At 66.1% G+C, this 15,454-nt stretch carries 14 protein-coding genes; 12 read left to right on the top strand and 2 right to left on the bottom strand.

What is annotated here, in order from left to right:
- Positions 1 to 3 precede the first annotated feature (3 nt).
- From ACN22W_RS10195 to ACN22W_RS10185, 3 genes are read left to right on the top strand one after another with little or no spacing between them, the layout of a single operon-like run.
- The gene (locus ACN22W_RS10195; RefSeq protein WP_419683989.1) at positions 4 to 906 is read left to right on the top strand and encodes a peptidoglycan DD-metalloendopeptidase family protein; all 903 of its coding nucleotides are present in this window, start codon (positions 4 to 6) and stop codon (positions 904 to 906) included.
- Between the two features lie 11 nt (positions 907 to 917).
- Positions 918 to 2,006: an RNA polymerase sigma factor RpoS gene (rpoS, locus tag ACN22W_RS10190; protein WP_129512281.1), complete on the top strand. Its 1,089-nt coding sequence runs from the start codon at positions 918 to 920 to the stop codon at positions 2,004 to 2,006.
- 3 nt (positions 2,007 to 2,009) lie between these two features.
- Positions 2,010 to 2,786, top strand: coding sequence for a 3'-5' exonuclease (locus tag ACN22W_RS10185; protein WP_419683987.1), 777 nt, complete (start codon positions 2,010 to 2,012; stop codon positions 2,784 to 2,786).
- A 37-nt stretch (positions 2,787 to 2,823) separates the two neighbouring features.
- On the opposite strand, the gene ACN22W_RS10180 is transcribed toward ACN22W_RS10185, so the two are convergent.
- On the bottom strand, positions 2,824 to 3,678 hold the full coding sequence (locus ACN22W_RS10180) for an endonuclease/exonuclease/phosphatase family protein (RefSeq protein ID WP_419683985.1): 855 nt from the start codon (positions 3,676 to 3,678) through the stop codon (positions 2,824 to 2,826).
- A gap of 162 nt (positions 3,679 to 3,840) precedes the next feature.
- Between ACN22W_RS10180 and rlmD the strand changes: the two genes are divergently transcribed.
- A complete protein-coding gene (rlmD, locus tag ACN22W_RS10175) occupies positions 3,841 to 5,295 on the top strand; it encodes a 23S rRNA (uracil(1939)-C(5))-methyltransferase RlmD (RefSeq protein ID WP_419683983.1) in 1,455 nt (484 codons plus the stop codon).
- Positions 5,296 to 5,358: 63 nt separating this feature from the next.
- Here the strand turns inward: rlmD and ACN22W_RS10170 are convergent, their stop codons facing one another.
- Complete coding sequence (locus ACN22W_RS10170; RefSeq protein ID WP_006484459.1) at positions 5,359 to 6,057, bottom strand: Bax inhibitor-1/YccA family protein; 699 nt, start codon at positions 6,055 to 6,057, stop codon at positions 5,359 to 5,361.
- 249 nt (positions 6,058 to 6,306) lie between these two features.
- Here ACN22W_RS10170 and ndk point away from each other — a divergent pair, with 249 nt between their 5' ends.
- The 8 genes from ndk to der all read left to right on the top strand — a co-directional run bounded on the left by ndk (position 6,307) and on the right by der (position 15,397).
- On the top strand, positions 6,307 to 6,732 hold the full coding sequence (ndk, locus tag ACN22W_RS10165) for a nucleoside-diphosphate kinase (protein WP_047900843.1): 426 nt from the start codon (positions 6,307 to 6,309) through the stop codon (positions 6,730 to 6,732).
- Between the two features lie 55 nt (positions 6,733 to 6,787).
- Entirely contained in the window at positions 6,788 to 7,927 is a 1,140-nt protein-coding gene (gene rlmN / locus ACN22W_RS10160; RefSeq protein WP_193098506.1) for a 23S rRNA (adenine(2503)-C(2))-methyltransferase RlmN, read from the top strand.
- 192 nt (positions 7,928 to 8,119) lie between these two features.
- Positions 8,120 to 9,166, top strand: a complete 1,047-nt coding sequence (locus ACN22W_RS10155) for a helix-turn-helix domain-containing protein (protein ID WP_419683979.1) — start codon at positions 8,120 to 8,122, stop codon at positions 9,164 to 9,166.
- Between the two features lie 112 nt (positions 9,167 to 9,278).
- Positions 9,279 to 10,583, top strand: coding sequence for a flavodoxin-dependent (E)-4-hydroxy-3-methylbut-2-enyl-diphosphate synthase (gene ispG, locus ACN22W_RS10150; protein WP_419683977.1), 1,305 nt, complete (start codon positions 9,279 to 9,281; stop codon positions 10,581 to 10,583).
- 16 nt (positions 10,584 to 10,599) lie between these two features.
- Entirely contained in the window at positions 10,600 to 11,940 is a 1,341-nt protein-coding gene (gene hisS, locus ACN22W_RS10145; protein ID WP_129512275.1) for a histidine--tRNA ligase, read from the top strand.
- 55 nt (positions 11,941 to 11,995) lie between these two features.
- Positions 11,996 to 12,625 carry a tetratricopeptide repeat protein gene (locus ACN22W_RS10140; protein ID WP_193098504.1) on the top strand — a complete coding sequence of 210 codons (630 nt, stop codon included), beginning with the start codon at positions 11,996 to 11,998 and terminating at the stop codon, positions 12,623 to 12,625.
- 41 nt (positions 12,626 to 12,666) lie between these two features.
- A complete protein-coding gene (gene bamB / locus ACN22W_RS10135; RefSeq protein ID WP_129512273.1) occupies positions 12,667 to 13,812 on the top strand; it encodes an outer membrane protein assembly factor BamB in 1,146 nt (381 codons plus the stop codon).
- 247 nt (positions 13,813 to 14,059) lie between these two features.
- Positions 14,060 to 15,397 (top strand): ribosome biogenesis GTPase Der, encoded by a 1,338-nt coding sequence (gene der / locus ACN22W_RS10130; RefSeq protein WP_048246912.1) that lies wholly within the window; start codon positions 14,060 to 14,062, stop codon positions 15,395 to 15,397.
- Positions 15,398 to 15,454: the final 57 nt, after the last annotated feature.

Here is a 15,454-nt window from a genome sequence, read left to right as displayed (position 1 = left end):
CCGATGAGTATGTTGCGCGCGATGCAAAACAACCGATCCAGGGAACCGCTCACGCTCGCCCAGCGCGCGATCTGTGTGGCAGCGTTCTCCACCCTACTGGCCGCGTGTGCGACGCGGCTCGACAACGCGCCCGTCGTCGACCGCTCCGGGTCGCTCGGCACGTCCGGCACCGCGCAGCCCGCGGTGCCGCTCGGCCCGCCGCCTCCTGGTTTCTACCGTGTGAAGCCGGGCGACACGCTGTACCGGATTGCGCTCGAGAACGGGCAGAACTATCGCGACATCGCCACGTGGAACAACCTGGCGAACCCGAACCAGATCGAAGTCGACCAGCTGCTGCGCGTCGCGCCGCCGGGCGGCGCCGCGGTTGCGGGCGTACCGGCTGCGGGCGCACAGGTTACCGCGCCGATCACGGGCGCAGGCGTCGCAACCGCGCCGCTGAGCAGCGGCCCCGCGACGCCGGCTGCCGGCACGTCGTCCACGCTTGCGACGCCGCCGGCCGCGGCCACCGGATCGAGCGACACGGCGGCAGCCCCGAGCGGCCCCGTGACGTTCGCGTGGCCCGCGCGCGGCCCCGTGCTGAACGGGTTCGACGATGCGAAGAACAAGGGTGTCAACATCGGCGGCACGGCCGGCGAAGCCGTGAAGGCGGCGGCCGACGGCCGCGTCGTCTACTCGGGCAACGGCCTGCGCGGCTACGGCAACCTCATTATCATCAAACACGATGCAACTTACCTCACGGCGTATGCACACAATCGCGCTTTGATGGTAAAAGAGGGGGACGCGGTAACGAAGGGGCAGAAGATCGCCGAGATGGGTAATAGCGATGCCGACCGCGTGATGCTGCATTTCGAGGTTCGCCGGCAGGGTAAGCCTGTCGATCCGCTGAAGTATTTGCCGCCTCAATAACCGAGACGACCATGCCGAAATCGAAGCGCCACGAGCCGCAAGCCGAGTCTGAGAAGATCAGTCGTGCCACGCAAGCATCGGTGGGGCGAGCTGGCGCTTCGACGGACGACGAAGACGACGTCGCGGAAAACGAGCGTGACCTCGAGGCACGCGACGTCGAGGCGGACGGTGGCGACGACGAGCGCGAAGGCCGCTCGGAAGTATCGCCCGAGGTCGACGATTTCCGCACGCTGCTGCAGGCCGAACTCACGGCCGACACGATCCAGCATTACCTGAACCGCATCAGCGTGAAGCCGCTGCTGACCGTCGAGGAGGAGCAGCGCTATTCCCGTCTCGCGAAGGCCGGCGAATTCGAGGCGCGGCAAGTGATGATCGAGCGCAACCTGCGTCTCGTCGTCAGTATCGCCAAGGGGTATCTGAATCGCGGCGTGCCGCTGCTCGACCTGATCGAGGAGGGCAATCTCGGCCTGATGCACGCGATCGAGAAATTCGACCCGACGCGCGGTTTCCGCTTCTCGACCTATGCGACCTGGTGGATCCGGCAGAGCATCGAGCGGGCGATCATGAACCAGGCCCGCACGGTGCGCCTGCCCGTGCACGTGATCCGCGAACTGAACCAGGTGCTGCGCGCGAAGCGTCACCTTGAAAAGAATTCGATGTCGACGGGCGAGGCGGCCGAGCGCCGCGAAGCCAGCATCGACGACATCGCCTATCTCACCGGCAAGACCGCCGAGGAAGTCACCGACATCCTCGCGCTGAACGAGCACACGGCGTCGCTCGACGCGCCGCTCGATCTCGATCCCGCGAGCAGCCTGCTCGATCTGCTACCCGACGACCAGAGCCAGTCGCCCGACGCCGAGGTGCAGCACCGCGAGCTCGAGACACTGACGCGCGCCTGGCTGTCGCGGCTGTCCGACAAGCATCGGCACGTGATCGAGCGCCGCTTCGGTCTGAACCACATCGAACCGGCGACGCTCGAGGAGCTGGCCGACGAGATGGGGCTCACGCGCGAGCGCGTGCGGCAGATCCAGCAGGAAGCGCTGGTGCGCCTCAAGCGGTTCTTTGCCTCCAACGGCGTGCGCAAGGACGCCGTTCTGTAACTGATGACTCCGATTCTTGTTTTTGACATCGAGACGATCCCCGATGTCGACGGCATTCGCCGTCTGGAAGACCTGCCCGCGACGCTCAACGATGCCGCGGTGGCCGAACATGCGTTCGCCGCACGCCGCGAGAAGACCGGCGGTGATTTCCTGCCGCACCACCTGCAGCGCATCGCGGCGATTTCATGCGTGTTCCGCGACAACAACGGTTTCCGCGTGCGCTCGCTCGGCACGCCGCAGGACGACGAAGCGACGCTGATCCAGTCGTTCTACCGCGTGATCGAGAAATACACGCCGCAGCTCGTGTCGTGGAACGGCGGCGGCTTCGATCTGCCGGTGCTCCATTACCGCGCGCTCGTGCACGGCATTCCCGCGACCCGCTACTGGGATCTCGGCGAGGACGACCGTGAATTCAAGTGGAACAACTACATCTCGCGCTATCACTCGCGGCACACCGACCTGATGGACGTGCTCGCGATGTATCAGGCGCGCGCGAACGCGCCGCTCGACGCGCTCGCGAAGCTGTGCGGCTTTCCGGGCAAGCTCGGGATGGACGGCAGCCAGGTGTGGCCGGCGTTCCGGGAAGGGCGGATCGAGGAGATCCGCAATTATTGCGAGACCGACGTCGTCAATACCTACCTGCTGTACTGCCGGTTCCAGCTGATGCGCGGCGGCCTGACGCCGAGCGAGTATGCGGACGAGATCCTGCTCGTGAAGAACGCGCTCGCGCTGGAACCGGCGTCGCACTGGGCCGAATACCTGGCCGGCTTCGACGCATAGTGCGGGCGGGCGGCGCCGCCGCATGCGGCCCGCGCGATCAAGCGAGTTCGAGCAGCACCGGCTGGTGGTCCGATGCGCGCGTATCACCGTCGATCTCGCACCGCGTGACGCGCGGCAGCAGCGTGTCGGTCACGAACACGAAGTCGCACGCCAGCGGCCCCTCCGACCATTGCACCGTATCGTAGACGCCCGCCGTCGGCGGCGGCGGGCTGCCGGGATGCCGCGCGGCCCATGCGTCGACGAAGCACGGGGCGTCGGCGATCGGTTCCAGGAAGCGCCGATATGCGTCGCTGCCGAACGCGCTGTTGAAGTCGCCGCAGACGATTGCGTCGCGCGGCTGGCCGGTCGCGCTGAACGGCCCCTCGGCGGTTTCGGCGGGCGCCGGTTGTTCCGCGTGCGTGCAGGCTTCGCGATGCCGGTCGCGCAGTGCGTCGACCTGCGCCAGCCGTTGGCGCGCCGAATAATATTCCAGATGCGTGGTGATCACGCGCAGCGGGCCGAACGGTGCCTGCAACTCGACGTCGAGCGCGACGCGCGGCATCGACGGCGCGTCGGCATCGGCCGGCCACGGCAGCAACAGGCGCAGCACGCGCCCGACCGGCAGCCGGGTTGCGATCGCATTGCCGAACTGGCGACGTGGTGCGCCGGGTTCGATGGCCGGCAGGTCGGCGCCGATGGCTTCGACGATCGTGTAGCCGGGCAGCAGCGCCGCGAGTTCGGCGAACTGGTCGGGGCCGGGCCGGCCGGGCAGCGCGCCGAAGCCGCGTGTGACTTCCTGCAGGCACAGCACGTCGAAATCGCCGAGCCGGCGGATCGCCGCGACGGTGCGCGAGAGGTCGACGACGCCGTCCGCGTCCCGGCCCCATTGGATGTTCCAGTCGATCAGTCGCATGGTCGAATCTCCTGCCGCGCGGATACCGGGCCGCGCACCGCTCCCGATTGGCGCTGCGCCCCGCCGGCCGCGGGCCTGCCCGAGCCGCCTGCCTGGCCGTTCCGGCGCGATGCAGGGCCGTCTATGCTTAAGTGTCGACGCTTGCCCCATGCAAAGCGGCCGATGCGGGCCTTCGTCGTCTACAATCTCGCCTTCTTCAACGTTTGTCAGGAAAAGCTGGTGTCCGAAGCCGTCCCCACTTCTGCGCGCAAATCGAAAAATGCGCCCGTCGCGCCCGGGATCGCCCCGGTTCTCGAGATCGAATCGCTCGACATGGAAGCGCGCGGTGTCGGCCGCACGATCACCGAGGACGGCGAGCCGGGCAAGGTCATCTTCGTCGAGGGTGCGCTGCCGGGCGAGCGCGTGACCTATTCGAGCTACCGCCGCAAGCCGAGCTACGAGCAGGCGACGGTTGTCGATATTCTGCGCCCGAGCGTGATGCGCACCCAGCCGAAATGCAAGTTCTTCGGTACCTGCGGCGGCTGCTCGATGCAGCATCTCGATATGCGCGCGCAGGTGGCGGTCAAGCAGCGTGTGCTCGAAGACAACCTGTGGCACCTGGCGAAGCTGCGCGCGGAAACGATGTTCGCGCCGATCCACGGCCCGTCGTGGGGCTATCGCTACCGTGCGCGCCTGACCGTGCGCAACGTGGTGAAGAAGGGCGGCGTGCTGGTCGGGTTCCACGAGAAGAAGAGCAGCTACGTGGCCGACATGACGAGCTGCGAAGTGCTGCCGCCGCATGTGTCGGCGATGCTCGTGCCGCTGCGCCGGCTCGTCGAGGGGCTGTCGATCCGCGATCGGATGCCGCAGATCGAGCTGGCGGTCGGCTCGGAGGTCACGGCGCTCGTGCTGCGCGTGCTGGAGCCGATCAACGCGGACGACGAAGCATTGCTGCGCGCGTTCGCGGACGAGCACAAGGTGCAGTTCTGGCTGCAGCCGAAGGGCCCCGATACGGTGACGCCGTTCTATCCGCTGGACGTGCCGCTCGACTACACGCTGCCGGAATTCGGCATCCGCATGCCGTTCAAGCCGACCGACTTCACGCAGGTCAACCATCAGATCAACCGCGTGCTGGTGGGCCGCGCGCTGCGCCTGCTCGCGCCGTCGCGCGACGACCGCGTGCTCGACCTGTTCTGCGGGATCGGCAACTTCACGCTGCCGCTCGCGCGCCTGTCGCGCGAAGTGATGGGCATCGAGGGCAGCGACACGCTGACGACGCGTGCGCTGGCGAACGCGCGTGAGAATGGTGTGGACGGGCACACGACGTTCGCGTGCCGGAACCTGTTCGAAGTGACGGGCGACGACCTCCGCGCGCTCGGCGCATTCGACAAGTACTTGATCGACCCGCCGCGCGAAGGCGCGCTCGCGGTGTCGAAGGCACTGGCCGAGATCGCGCAGAGCGGTGAAGGCCCGCTGCCGAAGCGCATCGTCTACGTGTCGTGCAACCCGTCGACGCTCGCGCGCGACGCGGGCCTGCTCGTGCACGAGGCCGGCTACCGGCTGAAGGGCGCCGGTGTCGTGAACATGTTCCCGAATACGTCGCACGTCGAATCGATCGCATTGTTCGAGCGCGACTGAGCCGGGCGGTGGACGTAAAAAAACCGGCCTGAAGGCCGGTTTTTTCATGGTGCGTGGCGAACGTCAGTTGCGGTTGCCGCCGAAGATGCCGAGCAGCGCGAGCAGGTTCGTGAACACGTTGTAAAGGTCGAGGTAGATCGCAAGCGTGGCCGAGATGTAGTTCGTCTCGCCGCCGTTCACGACACGCTGGACGTCGAACAGCATGTACGCGGAGAAGATCGCGATCGCGAGCACCGACACGGTGAGCATCAGCGCCGGCAGTTGCAGGAAGATGTTCGCGACCGATGCGAGCAGGATCACGATCACGCCCATGAACAGCCACTTGCCGAGCCCCGAGAAATCACGCTTGCTGACGGTGGCGATCGTCGCCATCGTGGCGAAGATGATGCCGGTGCCACCGAACGCGAGCATGATCAGCGACGGGCCGTTCGAGAAGCCGAGGATGAAGCTCAGCAGCCGCGACAGCATCAGGCCCATGAAGAACGTGAAGCCGAGCAGCACGAACACGCCGGCCGCGCTGTTTTTCGTCCGCTCGATCGCGAACATGAAGCCGAACGCGATCGCGAAGAACGCGAGCAGGCTCATCATCGGGCTCGTGGCCGCGAACAGCGAGAAGCCCGTCGCGACGCCGACCCAGGCGCCCAGCACGGTCGGCACCATCGACAGCGCGAGCAGCCAGTACGTGTTCCGCAGCACGCGGTTGCGAACCTCGGCGGTGCTGACGGAACCGCCACGGCCGAAATTGTACGGATAGTCGTTCATGGTTTCTCCTAACATTGAACGCATGGGCGTCCGGGGCCGGTTCGGCGCGCGCGGTGTGCGGCGCAGCAAACCGGAGCAGCTATGGCTAAGATACGTTCCGCGCCGGGAGGTTTCAATGGCTGCACGGCGCAAAACATATGGATTCGGAATCTTTCACATGTGTAAGGGTTCAATCGCAATGATACACGGGATCGTGCTACAATAGCGGATTCATTTGAACCTGTAACTTCTTAATTTTTTGGAGTTTTTATGGCAATCGAGCGCACCCTGTCGATCATCAAGCCGGACGCTGTGGCAAAGAACGTGATCGGCCAGATCTACAGCCGTTTCGAAGGCGCCGGCCTGAAGATCGTCGCATCGCGCATGGCACACCTGTCGCGTGCTGACGCAGAGAAGTTCTACGCGGTTCACGCAGCGCGTCCGTTCTTCAAGGACCTCGTCGATTTCATGATCTCGGGCCCGGTGATGATCCAGGTTCTGGAAGGTGAAGGCGCGATCCTGAAGAACCGCGACCTGATGGGCGCAACGGATCCGAAGAAGGCGGAACAGGGCACGATCCGCGCCGACTTCGCAGACAGCATCGACGCGAACGCCGTGCACGGCTCGGACGCAGCGGAAACGGCTGCCGTCGAAGTCGCGTTCTTCTTCCCGGAAATGAACGTTTACTCGCGTTAAGCCCTGGCTGACAGCAAGTAGGCAGGATTCAGCGCACGCGGCAAGGCAGCACATCATGACGAGCGAAACTTCCGTCAATCTTCTCGACTTCGATGCCGAGGGTCTTGTCGCGTACTGCGGCAGCCTGGGCGAGAAGCCGTTCCGCGCCAAGCAGTTGCAGCGCTGGATCCACCAATACAACGCCGGCGATTTCGACGGCATGACCGATCTCGCGAAGTCCCTGAGAGAAAAACTCAAGGGCCGCGCGTCGATCGTGATGCCGGATATCGCCAGCGATCACGTTTCCACCGACGGCACGCGCAAGTGGCTGATCGACGTCGGAAACGGCAATGCGGTCGAAACCGTGTTCATCCCGGAAGAGACGCGCGGCACGCTGTGCGTGTCGTCGCAGGCCGGGTGCGCGGTCAACTGCCGCTTCTGCTCGACGGGCAAGCAGGGTTTCTCCCGCAACCTGTCGACAGCCGAAATCATCGGCCAGCTACGGATGGCCGAATTTGCATTGCGAGCGTCGCTGGGCCGCGCGCCCGGCCCGAACGGCAAGGCCGAACGGGTCGTCACCAACGTGGTGATGATGGGCATGGGCGAGCCGCTCCTGAATTACAGCGCGGTCGTGCCCGCGATGCGGTTGATGCTCGACGACAACGCGTACGGCCTGTCGCGCCGCCGCGTCACGCTGTCGACGTCCGGCGTGGTGCCGATGATGGACCGCCTCGGCGCCGAGTTGCCGGTCGCGCTGGCCGTTTCGCTGCACGCGCCGAACGATGCGCTGCGCGACGAGCTGGTGCCGCTCAACAAGAAGTACCCGCTCCGCGAGCTGATGGCTGCGTGCCAGCGCTATCTGAAAGTCGCGCCGCGTGACTTCATTACTTTTGAGTACTGCATGCTGGACGGCGTCAACGACACCGAAGCGCATGCACGCGAATTGCTGGCCGTCACGCGTGACGTGCCGTGCAAGTTCAATCTGATTCCGTTCAATCCGTTTCCGGAATCGGGCCTCCTCCGCTCGAAGTCGGAGCAGATCAAGCGCTTTGCACAGATCCTCATCGACGCGGGTGTCGTCACGACCGTGCGCAAGACGCGCGGCGACGATATCGATGCCGCGTGCGGCCAGCTGGCCGGCGCGGTGAAGGACCGCACGCGCCTCGCGGAACGAACGGGCGCAGCAGCAAAAATCATCGAAGTTCGGGCAATTTGACGGGGACGCCTAGTCGGGGACGCCTAGTCGGGGATGCCTGTCCGGGGATGTCCGAACCTTTTGGCAGTACAACACGCGAACAGCGATCGGTCGCGGCGCCACGGCGCCGCGCATGGTATGGACAGTTGCGGGTGCCGGCCGGTGGAAGCCGGCGGCGGCCGCCAGTGAAGAAGAATCGACGCGAGGACAAGGATGAGTGAGCCGCAGCCGTCTAACGGCGCAGAGACGAATGCCGCGAAGCCGGCACCGGCGGGACTGGAATCGCTGGCGGCGGTCGGCAGCCGGCTGGCGCAGCTTCGGGAGACGAAGGGCTGGACGGTCGACGACGTGTCGGCGCGACTCAAGGTCGCACCGCAGAAGCTCCGAGCGCTCGAGGCTGGCGACATCAGCCATTTGCCGGGTGTGACGTTCGCGCTCGGTGTCGTGCGCAGCTACGCGAAGATGCTCGGCGTCGACCCGGAACCGTTCGCGCAGGCGTTGCGCCGTGAGCGCGGGGTGCCGGAAGTCGACCTGTCGATGCCTGCGTCGTCCGGGACGGATCTGCCGCGCGGCCGCGTGTCGATTCCGCTGGGCGGCTCGTCGCGTCACCACCCGTGGCTGTGGGGAACGGCGATCGTCGTCGTCGCGGTGGTTGCCGTACTGATGTGGCACACTGGCGGCGATTCGTCGAGCCTGCTCGCGCGCTTCAAGGGCGGTGACACGGAGCATGCGTCGGCCGCGAGCGCGCCGGCTGCGTCCTCGTCGTCCGTTGAAGATGCGGCCGCGAGCGGCGCGTCGGCGGTGGTCGCCAATGAGGTTCCGGCCCCGGCTTCGACGTCCGCAGGCGCCGTGCAGGCGATTGCATCTGCTGTCCCGGCGCCCGCGGCACCGGCCGTGACGGCGCCTGCGTCGCAGCCCGTCGTGGCAACGACGGCGGCGAGCGCCGCCACGCCGGCCGAGCCGGCGAGCGCCGCCACGCCGGCCGAGCCGGCGAGCGTCGTGGTCGCGGCAGGTCAGTCGATGGTCGAACTGAAGGTCAAGCAGGATTGCTGGTTCAGCGTGCGCGACAAGAACGGCAAGGAGCTGTTCTCGGCGCTGGTGCGGGCCGGCGAGACGAAGCAGGTCGCCGGCGACGGGCCGTTCAAGGTCACGATCGGCAACAAGGCAGGCCTCGACGCGGTCGCGTTCGACGGAAAACCTGTCGATCCGGCAAAATATTCGGCAGCGCGGGGTAATGTGGCGCGGTTCACGTTGCCCTGACGTCAAGCGCCGTGGCGAAGGCCTGTCGTCGATATCGGCAGGCCGCGAGGGCACGGCGCTTTTTCAATTCATGCGCTGCGTTGCGGCGCATTCCGCGTAAATGGATCTATCGATGCAATCCGAAGCCCAATCCCCACGCAGCAGTCAGATTTGTTCAACCGAGCCGGTGTTCGGCGGGCATCAGCCGCGCCGCGTGTCGCATGCGGTGGATGTCCGCTGGGGCGGACAGCTCGTGACGATTGGCGGCACCGCGCCGGTGCGCGTGCAGTCGATGACGAATACCGATACGGCCGACGCGATCGGCACGGCGATCCAGATCAAGGAACTCGCGAATGCGGGCTCCGAACTGGTGCGCATCACGGTCAACACGCCTGAGGCCGCGGCCGCCGTGCCGGCGGTCCGCGAGCAGCTCGACCGGATGGGCGTGACCGTGCCGCTCGTCGGCGATTTCCACTACAACGGCCATCTGCTGCTGCGCGATTTCCCGGGCTGCGCGGAGTCGCTGTCGAAGTACCGGATCAATCCCGGCAACGTCGGTCAGGGCGCGAAGCGCGATACGCAGTTCGCGCAGATGATCGAAGCCGCGGCCAAGTACGACAAGCCCGTGCGGATCGGCGTGAACTGGGGCAGCCTCGACCAGGATCTGCTCGCGCGCATGATGGACGAAAACGGCGCGCGGTCGCAGCCGTGGGACGCGCAGAGCGTGATGTACGAGGCGCTGATCCAGTCGGCGATCGGCTCGGCCGAGCGCGCGGTCGAACTGGGCCTCGGCCGCGACCGCATCATCCTGTCGTGCAAGGTCAGCGGCGTGCAGGACCTGATCGCCGTCTACCGCGAACTCGGCCGCCGCTGCGGCTTCGCGCTGCACCTCGGGCTGACCGAGGCCGGCATGGGCTCGAAGGGCATCGTCGCATCGACGGCCGCGCTCGGCGTGCTGCTGCAGGAAGGGATCGGCGACACGATCCGCATCTCGCTGACGCCGGAACCGGGCGCGTCGCGCACGGGCGAGGTGATCGTCGGCCAGGAAATCCTGCAGACGATGGGCCTGCGCTCGTTCGCGCCGATGGTGATCGCGTGCCCGGGCTGCGGCCGTACGACGAGCACGCTGTTCCAGGAACTCGCGATGCAGATCCAGACCTACCTGCGCGAGCAGATGCCCGCGTGGCGCAAGGAGTATCCGGGCGTCGAGAAGATGAACGTCGCGGTGATGGGCTGCATCGTCAACGGCCCGGGCGAATCGAAGCACGCGAACATCGGCATCAGCCTGCCGGGTTCGGGCGAGAACCCGGCCGCGCCCGTCTTCATCGACGGCGAGAAGGTCAAGACGCTGCGCGGCGAGCGGATCGCCGAGGAATTCCAGCAGATCGTCAGCGACTACGTCGCACGCAATTACGGCCGCACCGAGGCCCTGAATTAATTCGTCCATACACACGATGACTGAACAGAAACGCAAGATCGAGAAGCTCGCCGGCGTCAAGGGCATGAACGACATCCTTCCGCAGGATGCCGGTCTTTGGGAGTTCTTCGAAGCCACGGTGAAATCGCTGCTGCGCGCCTACGGCTATCAGAACATCCGCACGCCGATCGTCGAACATACGCAGCTCTTCACGCGCGGCATCGGCGAAGTCACGGACATCGTCGAGAAGGAGATGTACAGCTTCACCGACGCGCTGAACGGCGAGAACCTGACGATGCGCCCGGAGAACACCGCGGCCGTCGTGCGTGCGTCGATCGAGCACAACATGCTGTACGACGGCCCGAAGCGCCTGTGGTACATCGGCCCGATGTTCCGCCACGAGCGCCCGCAGCGCGGCCGCTATCGCCAGTTCCACCAGGTCGGTGTCGAGGCACTCGGTTTCGCGGGTCCCGATGCGGATGCCGAGATCATCATGATGTGCCAGCGCCTGTGGGACGACCTCGGCCTGACCGGCATCAAGCTCGAGATCAACTCGCTCGGCCTCGCCGAAGAGCGCGCCGCGCACCGCGTCGAACTGATCAAGTACCTCGAGCAGTTTGCCGACGTGCTCGACGAGGATGCGAAGCGCCGCCTGTATACGAACCCGCTGCGCGTGCTCGACACGAAGAATCCCGCGCTGCAGGAGATCGCGCAGAACGCGCCGAAGCTGATCGACTTCCTCGGCGACGAATCGCGTGCGCACTTCGACGGGCTGCAGCGCCTGCTGCTCGCGAACAACATTCCGTTCAAGATCAACCCGCGCCTCGTGCGCGGCCTCGACTATTACAACCTGACCGTGTTCGAGTGGGTGACCGACAAGCTCGGCGCGCAGGGTACGGTCGCGGCCGGCGGCCGCTACGATCCGCTGATCGAGCAGCTCGGCGGCAAGCCGACCGCCGCGTGCGGCTGGGCGATGGGCATCGAGCGTATCCTCGAATTGCTGAAGGAAGAGGATCTCGCGCCCGAGCAGGAAGGTGTCGACGTGTACGTCGTGCACCAGGGCGAGACCGCGCGCGAACAGGCGTTCATCGCCGCCGAGCGCCTGCGCGACACGGGCCTCGACGTGATCTTCCACTGCAGCGCCGACGGTGCGACGGCAAGCTTCAAGTCGCAGATGAAGCGGGCCGACGCAAGCGGCGCCGCGTTCGCGGTGATCTTCGGCGAAGAAGAGGTCGCGAACGGCACGGTGGGCGTGAAAGCGCTGCGCGGTGCGGGCGAAGAAGGGGAAAAGAACGTTCAGCAGACCGTACCGGTCGAAAGCTTGACCGAATTCCTAATCAATGCGATGGTTGCATCCGCCGAAGACGGCGACGACTGATCGCGCTGACATCCGCTCGACAAGAAAAGCCTGAACAGGAAGGAAACGCTCGCCGATGAGTTATCACGACGAACAAGAATCGATTGAAAGTCTGAAGGCGTGGTGGGCCCGCTGGGGCAACCTCACCACGTGGATCGTGCTCGCGGCGCTCGTCGTTGCGGCCGGTTTCAACGGCTGGAACTACTGGCAGCGGCGTCAGGCTGCCGAGGCGTCCGGGCTGTACGAGCAGGTCCAGAAGGCCGCCGCCGCCAACGACAAGGCGACGATGGCGCGCGCGGCTGCCGACATGGAAGACAAGTTCAGCAGCACGCCGTATGCGCAGATGACGGCGCTCTCCGCCGCGAAGGTGCTGTACGCGGCAGGCGACGCGGCAGGCGCGAAGGCGCAGCTGCAATGGGCCGTCGATCACGCCAAGGACGACGAGTACAAGCAGATCGCGAAGCTCCGTCTCGCATCGCTGCTGCTCGACGAGAAGGCGTACGACGCGGGCCTCACGCTGCTGTCGGGTACGCCGGTCGATGCATTCAAGGGCCTCGTGGCCGATCGCCGCGGCGATCTGCTTGCCGCGCAAGGCAAGACCGACGATGCGCGCGCCGCTTACAAGCTCGCGCTCGACGGCCTGTCGAAGGACGACCAGTCTGCACGCCAGCTCGTACAGTTCAAGCTGGACGCACTCGGCGGCTGAACCCCGGTCCCCTCAACCTCTTAACTCTGCTTCGCTAACCGATGAATTTGCTGAAACGTTACGCTGTGCCCGTCGCCTGCGCGGCGGCTGTCCTCGCATTGGCGGCCTGCTCGTCGTCGAAGGACGCGCGCCGCGTGCCGACGCCGCTCACCGAGTTCAAGCCCGTCATGGACGTGCAACAGGTCTGGAAGGCGAGCGTCGGCAAGGGCGGGCGCTACCTGTTCTCGCCGGTGGCCGTGGGCGACGCCGTCTATGCGGCGGGCGAAAACGGTTCGGTCGAGAAGATCGACGCGAAGACGGGCCAGACGGTCTGGCGCTCGAAGGTCGACTCCGACCTGTCGGCCGGTGTCGGCAGCGACGGCAACCTGACCGCGGTTGGCGCGCTGAAGGGCGGCGTGTTCGTGCTGGGCCCGGACGGCAAGCAACTGTGGAAGACCAGCGTGCAGGGCGAGATCTTCTCGCCGCCGCTCGTCGGCAACGGCCTCGTGGTTGTCCGCACGATCGACGGCCAGGTGATCGCGTTCAACGCGCAGACGGGCGAGCAGAAGTGGAACTACCGCAACCGCGCGGTACCGCTGAACCTGCGCGTGTCGGCCGGCATGACGTTCGCGGGCGACGCGGCGGTGCTGGCGGGCTTCCCCGGCGGTGGCCTCGTCGCGATCAACCTGCAGTCGGGCGACCCGTTCTGGCAAACGCCCGTGTCGTTCCCGAAAGGGGTGACCGAGGTCGAGCGCATCAACGACGTCAGCGGCCCGCCGACACTCGTGGGCGCGGAAGCCTGCGCGGTGACGTTCCAGGGTCAGCTCGGCTGCTTCGATGCGAACTCGGGCCGCCCGCTGTGGGAAAAGGCGTTCTCGAGCCGCAGCGGTCTTGCGCAGGACGATTCGGTTGTCGCCGGCGGCGACGACTGGTCGGTCGTGACGGCGTACGACGCGGCCTCCGGCAACCAGCTCTGGCGCAACGACAAGCTGAAGAGCCGTGACGTCGGCGTGCCGTACCTGCTCGGGCATGCGGTCGTGATGGGCGATTACCAGGGCTTCGTGCATTTCCTGTCGCGCGAAGACGGCAGCTTCATCGCCCGGATGAAGACCGACGGCAGCGCGATCACGGCGGCGCCGGTCCTCGCGGGCAATACGCTCGTCGTGCAGACGAAGGACGGCGGCCTGTACGGGTTCCGTCCGCGCTGACGAGCAGGAAACCTGCGCGGCCGTGGCGCGGCGGGCTTGTCCCGCGCGCCCGGGCCGTGCGATTTGAAGGCGGCCGGTGTTCCCGGCCGCTCGGTATTTGAAAGGCAGTTCGAGACGAAAGACGACGGCGCGCAACGTGCGCCCGGCGCGCGCATCCGGCGCTGCGCGAATTCGTGATATTTTCATTCAGCGCAGCCGCCCGCAGCAGCGGGCCTCCCGCTGCTGCGCTTCACCGTAGAAAACACAGATGAAACCGGTCATTGCCCTCGTTGGGCGCCCCAATGTGGGGAAATCCACGCTGTTCAACCGGCTCACGCGTTCGCGCGATGCGCTGGTCGCCGACTTGCCGGGCCTGACGCGCGATCGCCATTACGGCGAGGGGCGGACGGGCGAGCGGCCGTACCTGGTCGTCGATACGGGCGGCTTCGAGCCCGTCGCTAAGGACGGCATCCTGCACGAGATGGCGCGCCAGACGCGCCAGGCCGTCGAGGAAGCCGACGTCGTCGTGTTCATTGTCGACGGCCGCAACGGGCTCGCGCCGCAGGACAAGTCGATCGCCGACTACCTGCGCAAGACCGGCCGGCCGATCTTCCTGGTCGTCAACAAGGCCGAGGGGATGAAGTACACGTCGGTTGCATCCGAGTTCTACGAACTCGGGCTCGGCGACCCGCGCGCGATCTCGGCCGCGCACGGCGACGGCGTGACCGACATGATCAACGAGGCGCTGGAGGTCGCGTACGCGGACCGTCCGGCGGAAGAGGACGAGAACGACCCGTCGCGCGGCATCAAGATCGCGATCGTCGGCCGTCCGAACGTCGGCAAGTCGACGCTCGTGAACGCGCTGATCGGCGAGGACCGCGTGATCGCGTTCGACATGCCGGGCACGACGCGCGATTCGATCTACGTCGACTTCGAGCGTAACGGCAAGAAATATACGTTGATCGACACGGCCGGCCTGCGGCGCCGCGGCAAGGTGTTCGAAGCGATCGAGAAGTTCTCGGTCGTGAAGACGCTGCAGTCGATCTCGGATGCGAACGTCGTCATTCTTCTGCTGGATGCGCAGCAGGACATCTCCGACCAGGACGCGCACATCGCCGGCTTCGTCGTCGAGCAGGGCCGCGCGCTCGTGATCGGCGTCAACAAGTGGGACGGGCTCGACGACCACGCGCGCGATCGTGCGAAAGCGGATTTGACCCGCAAGCTGAAATTCCTCGACTTCGCGAAATCGCACTTCATTTCGGCCACGAAGAAGACGGGCATCGGCACGCTGATGCGCTCGGTCGACGATGCGTATGCGGCGGCGATGGCGAAGCTGCCGACGCCGAAGCTCACGCGCGCGCTGATCGAGGCTGTCGAGTTCCAGCAGCCGCGCCGTCGCGGCCCGGTGCGTCCGAAGCTGCGCTACGCGCACCAGGGCGGCCAGAATCCGCCGATCATCGTCATCCACGGTAACGCGCTCGACGCGGTGACGGAAACGTACAAGCGCTACCTGGAAAACCGGTTCCGCGAAACTTTCTCACTGATCGGGACTCCATTGCGCATAGAGTTCCGTTCGTCGAACAACCCGTACGCGGACAAGGGCTGAAGCACGCCCCGCAAGGGATAGGCCGCAAGGCCTACGCCCCGGGCGGGGCAGGCAAAA

Origin of the sequence: Burkholderia theae (assembly GCF_048565265.1) — a bacterium.
Classification (GTDB): Bacteria; Pseudomonadota; Gammaproteobacteria; order Burkholderiales; family Burkholderiaceae; genus Burkholderia; species Burkholderia theae.
This window is presented reverse-complemented; position numbering and strand designations above follow the sequence as displayed.

Coding starts and splice junctions, on each gene's coding strand:
- ACN22W_RS10195 (WP_419683989.1), top strand. CDS start 4: ATGAGTATGTTGCGCGCGATGCAAAACAACCGATCCAGGGAACCGCTC.
- rpoS (WP_129512281.1), top strand. CDS start 918: ATGCCGAAATCGAAGCGCCACGAGCCGCAAGCCGAGTCTGAGAAGATC.
- ACN22W_RS10185 (WP_419683987.1), top strand. CDS start 2,010: ATGACTCCGATTCTTGTTTTTGACATCGAGACGATCCCCGATGTCGAC.
- ACN22W_RS10180 (WP_419683985.1), bottom strand. CDS start 3,678: ATGCGACTGATCGACTGGAACATCCAATGGGGCCGGGACGCGGACGGC.
- rlmD (WP_419683983.1), top strand. CDS start 3,841: ATGCGGGCCTTCGTCGTCTACAATCTCGCCTTCTTCAACGTTTGTCAG.
- ACN22W_RS10170 (WP_006484459.1), bottom strand. CDS start 6,057: ATGAACGACTATCCGTACAATTTCGGCCGTGGCGGTTCCGTCAGCACC.
- ndk (WP_047900843.1), top strand. CDS start 6,307: ATGGCAATCGAGCGCACCCTGTCGATCATCAAGCCGGACGCTGTGGCA.
- rlmN (WP_193098506.1), top strand. CDS start 6,788: ATGACGAGCGAAACTTCCGTCAATCTTCTCGACTTCGATGCCGAGGGT.
- ACN22W_RS10155 (WP_419683979.1), top strand. CDS start 8,120: ATGAGTGAGCCGCAGCCGTCTAACGGCGCAGAGACGAATGCCGCGAAG.
- ispG (WP_419683977.1), top strand. CDS start 9,279: ATGCAATCCGAAGCCCAATCCCCACGCAGCAGTCAGATTTGTTCAACC.
- hisS (WP_129512275.1), top strand. CDS start 10,600: ATGACTGAACAGAAACGCAAGATCGAGAAGCTCGCCGGCGTCAAGGGC.
- ACN22W_RS10140 (WP_193098504.1), top strand. CDS start 11,996: ATGAGTTATCACGACGAACAAGAATCGATTGAAAGTCTGAAGGCGTGG.
- bamB (WP_129512273.1), top strand. CDS start 12,667: ATGAATTTGCTGAAACGTTACGCTGTGCCCGTCGCCTGCGCGGCGGCT.
- der (WP_048246912.1), top strand. CDS start 14,060: ATGAAACCGGTCATTGCCCTCGTTGGGCGCCCCAATGTGGGGAAATCC.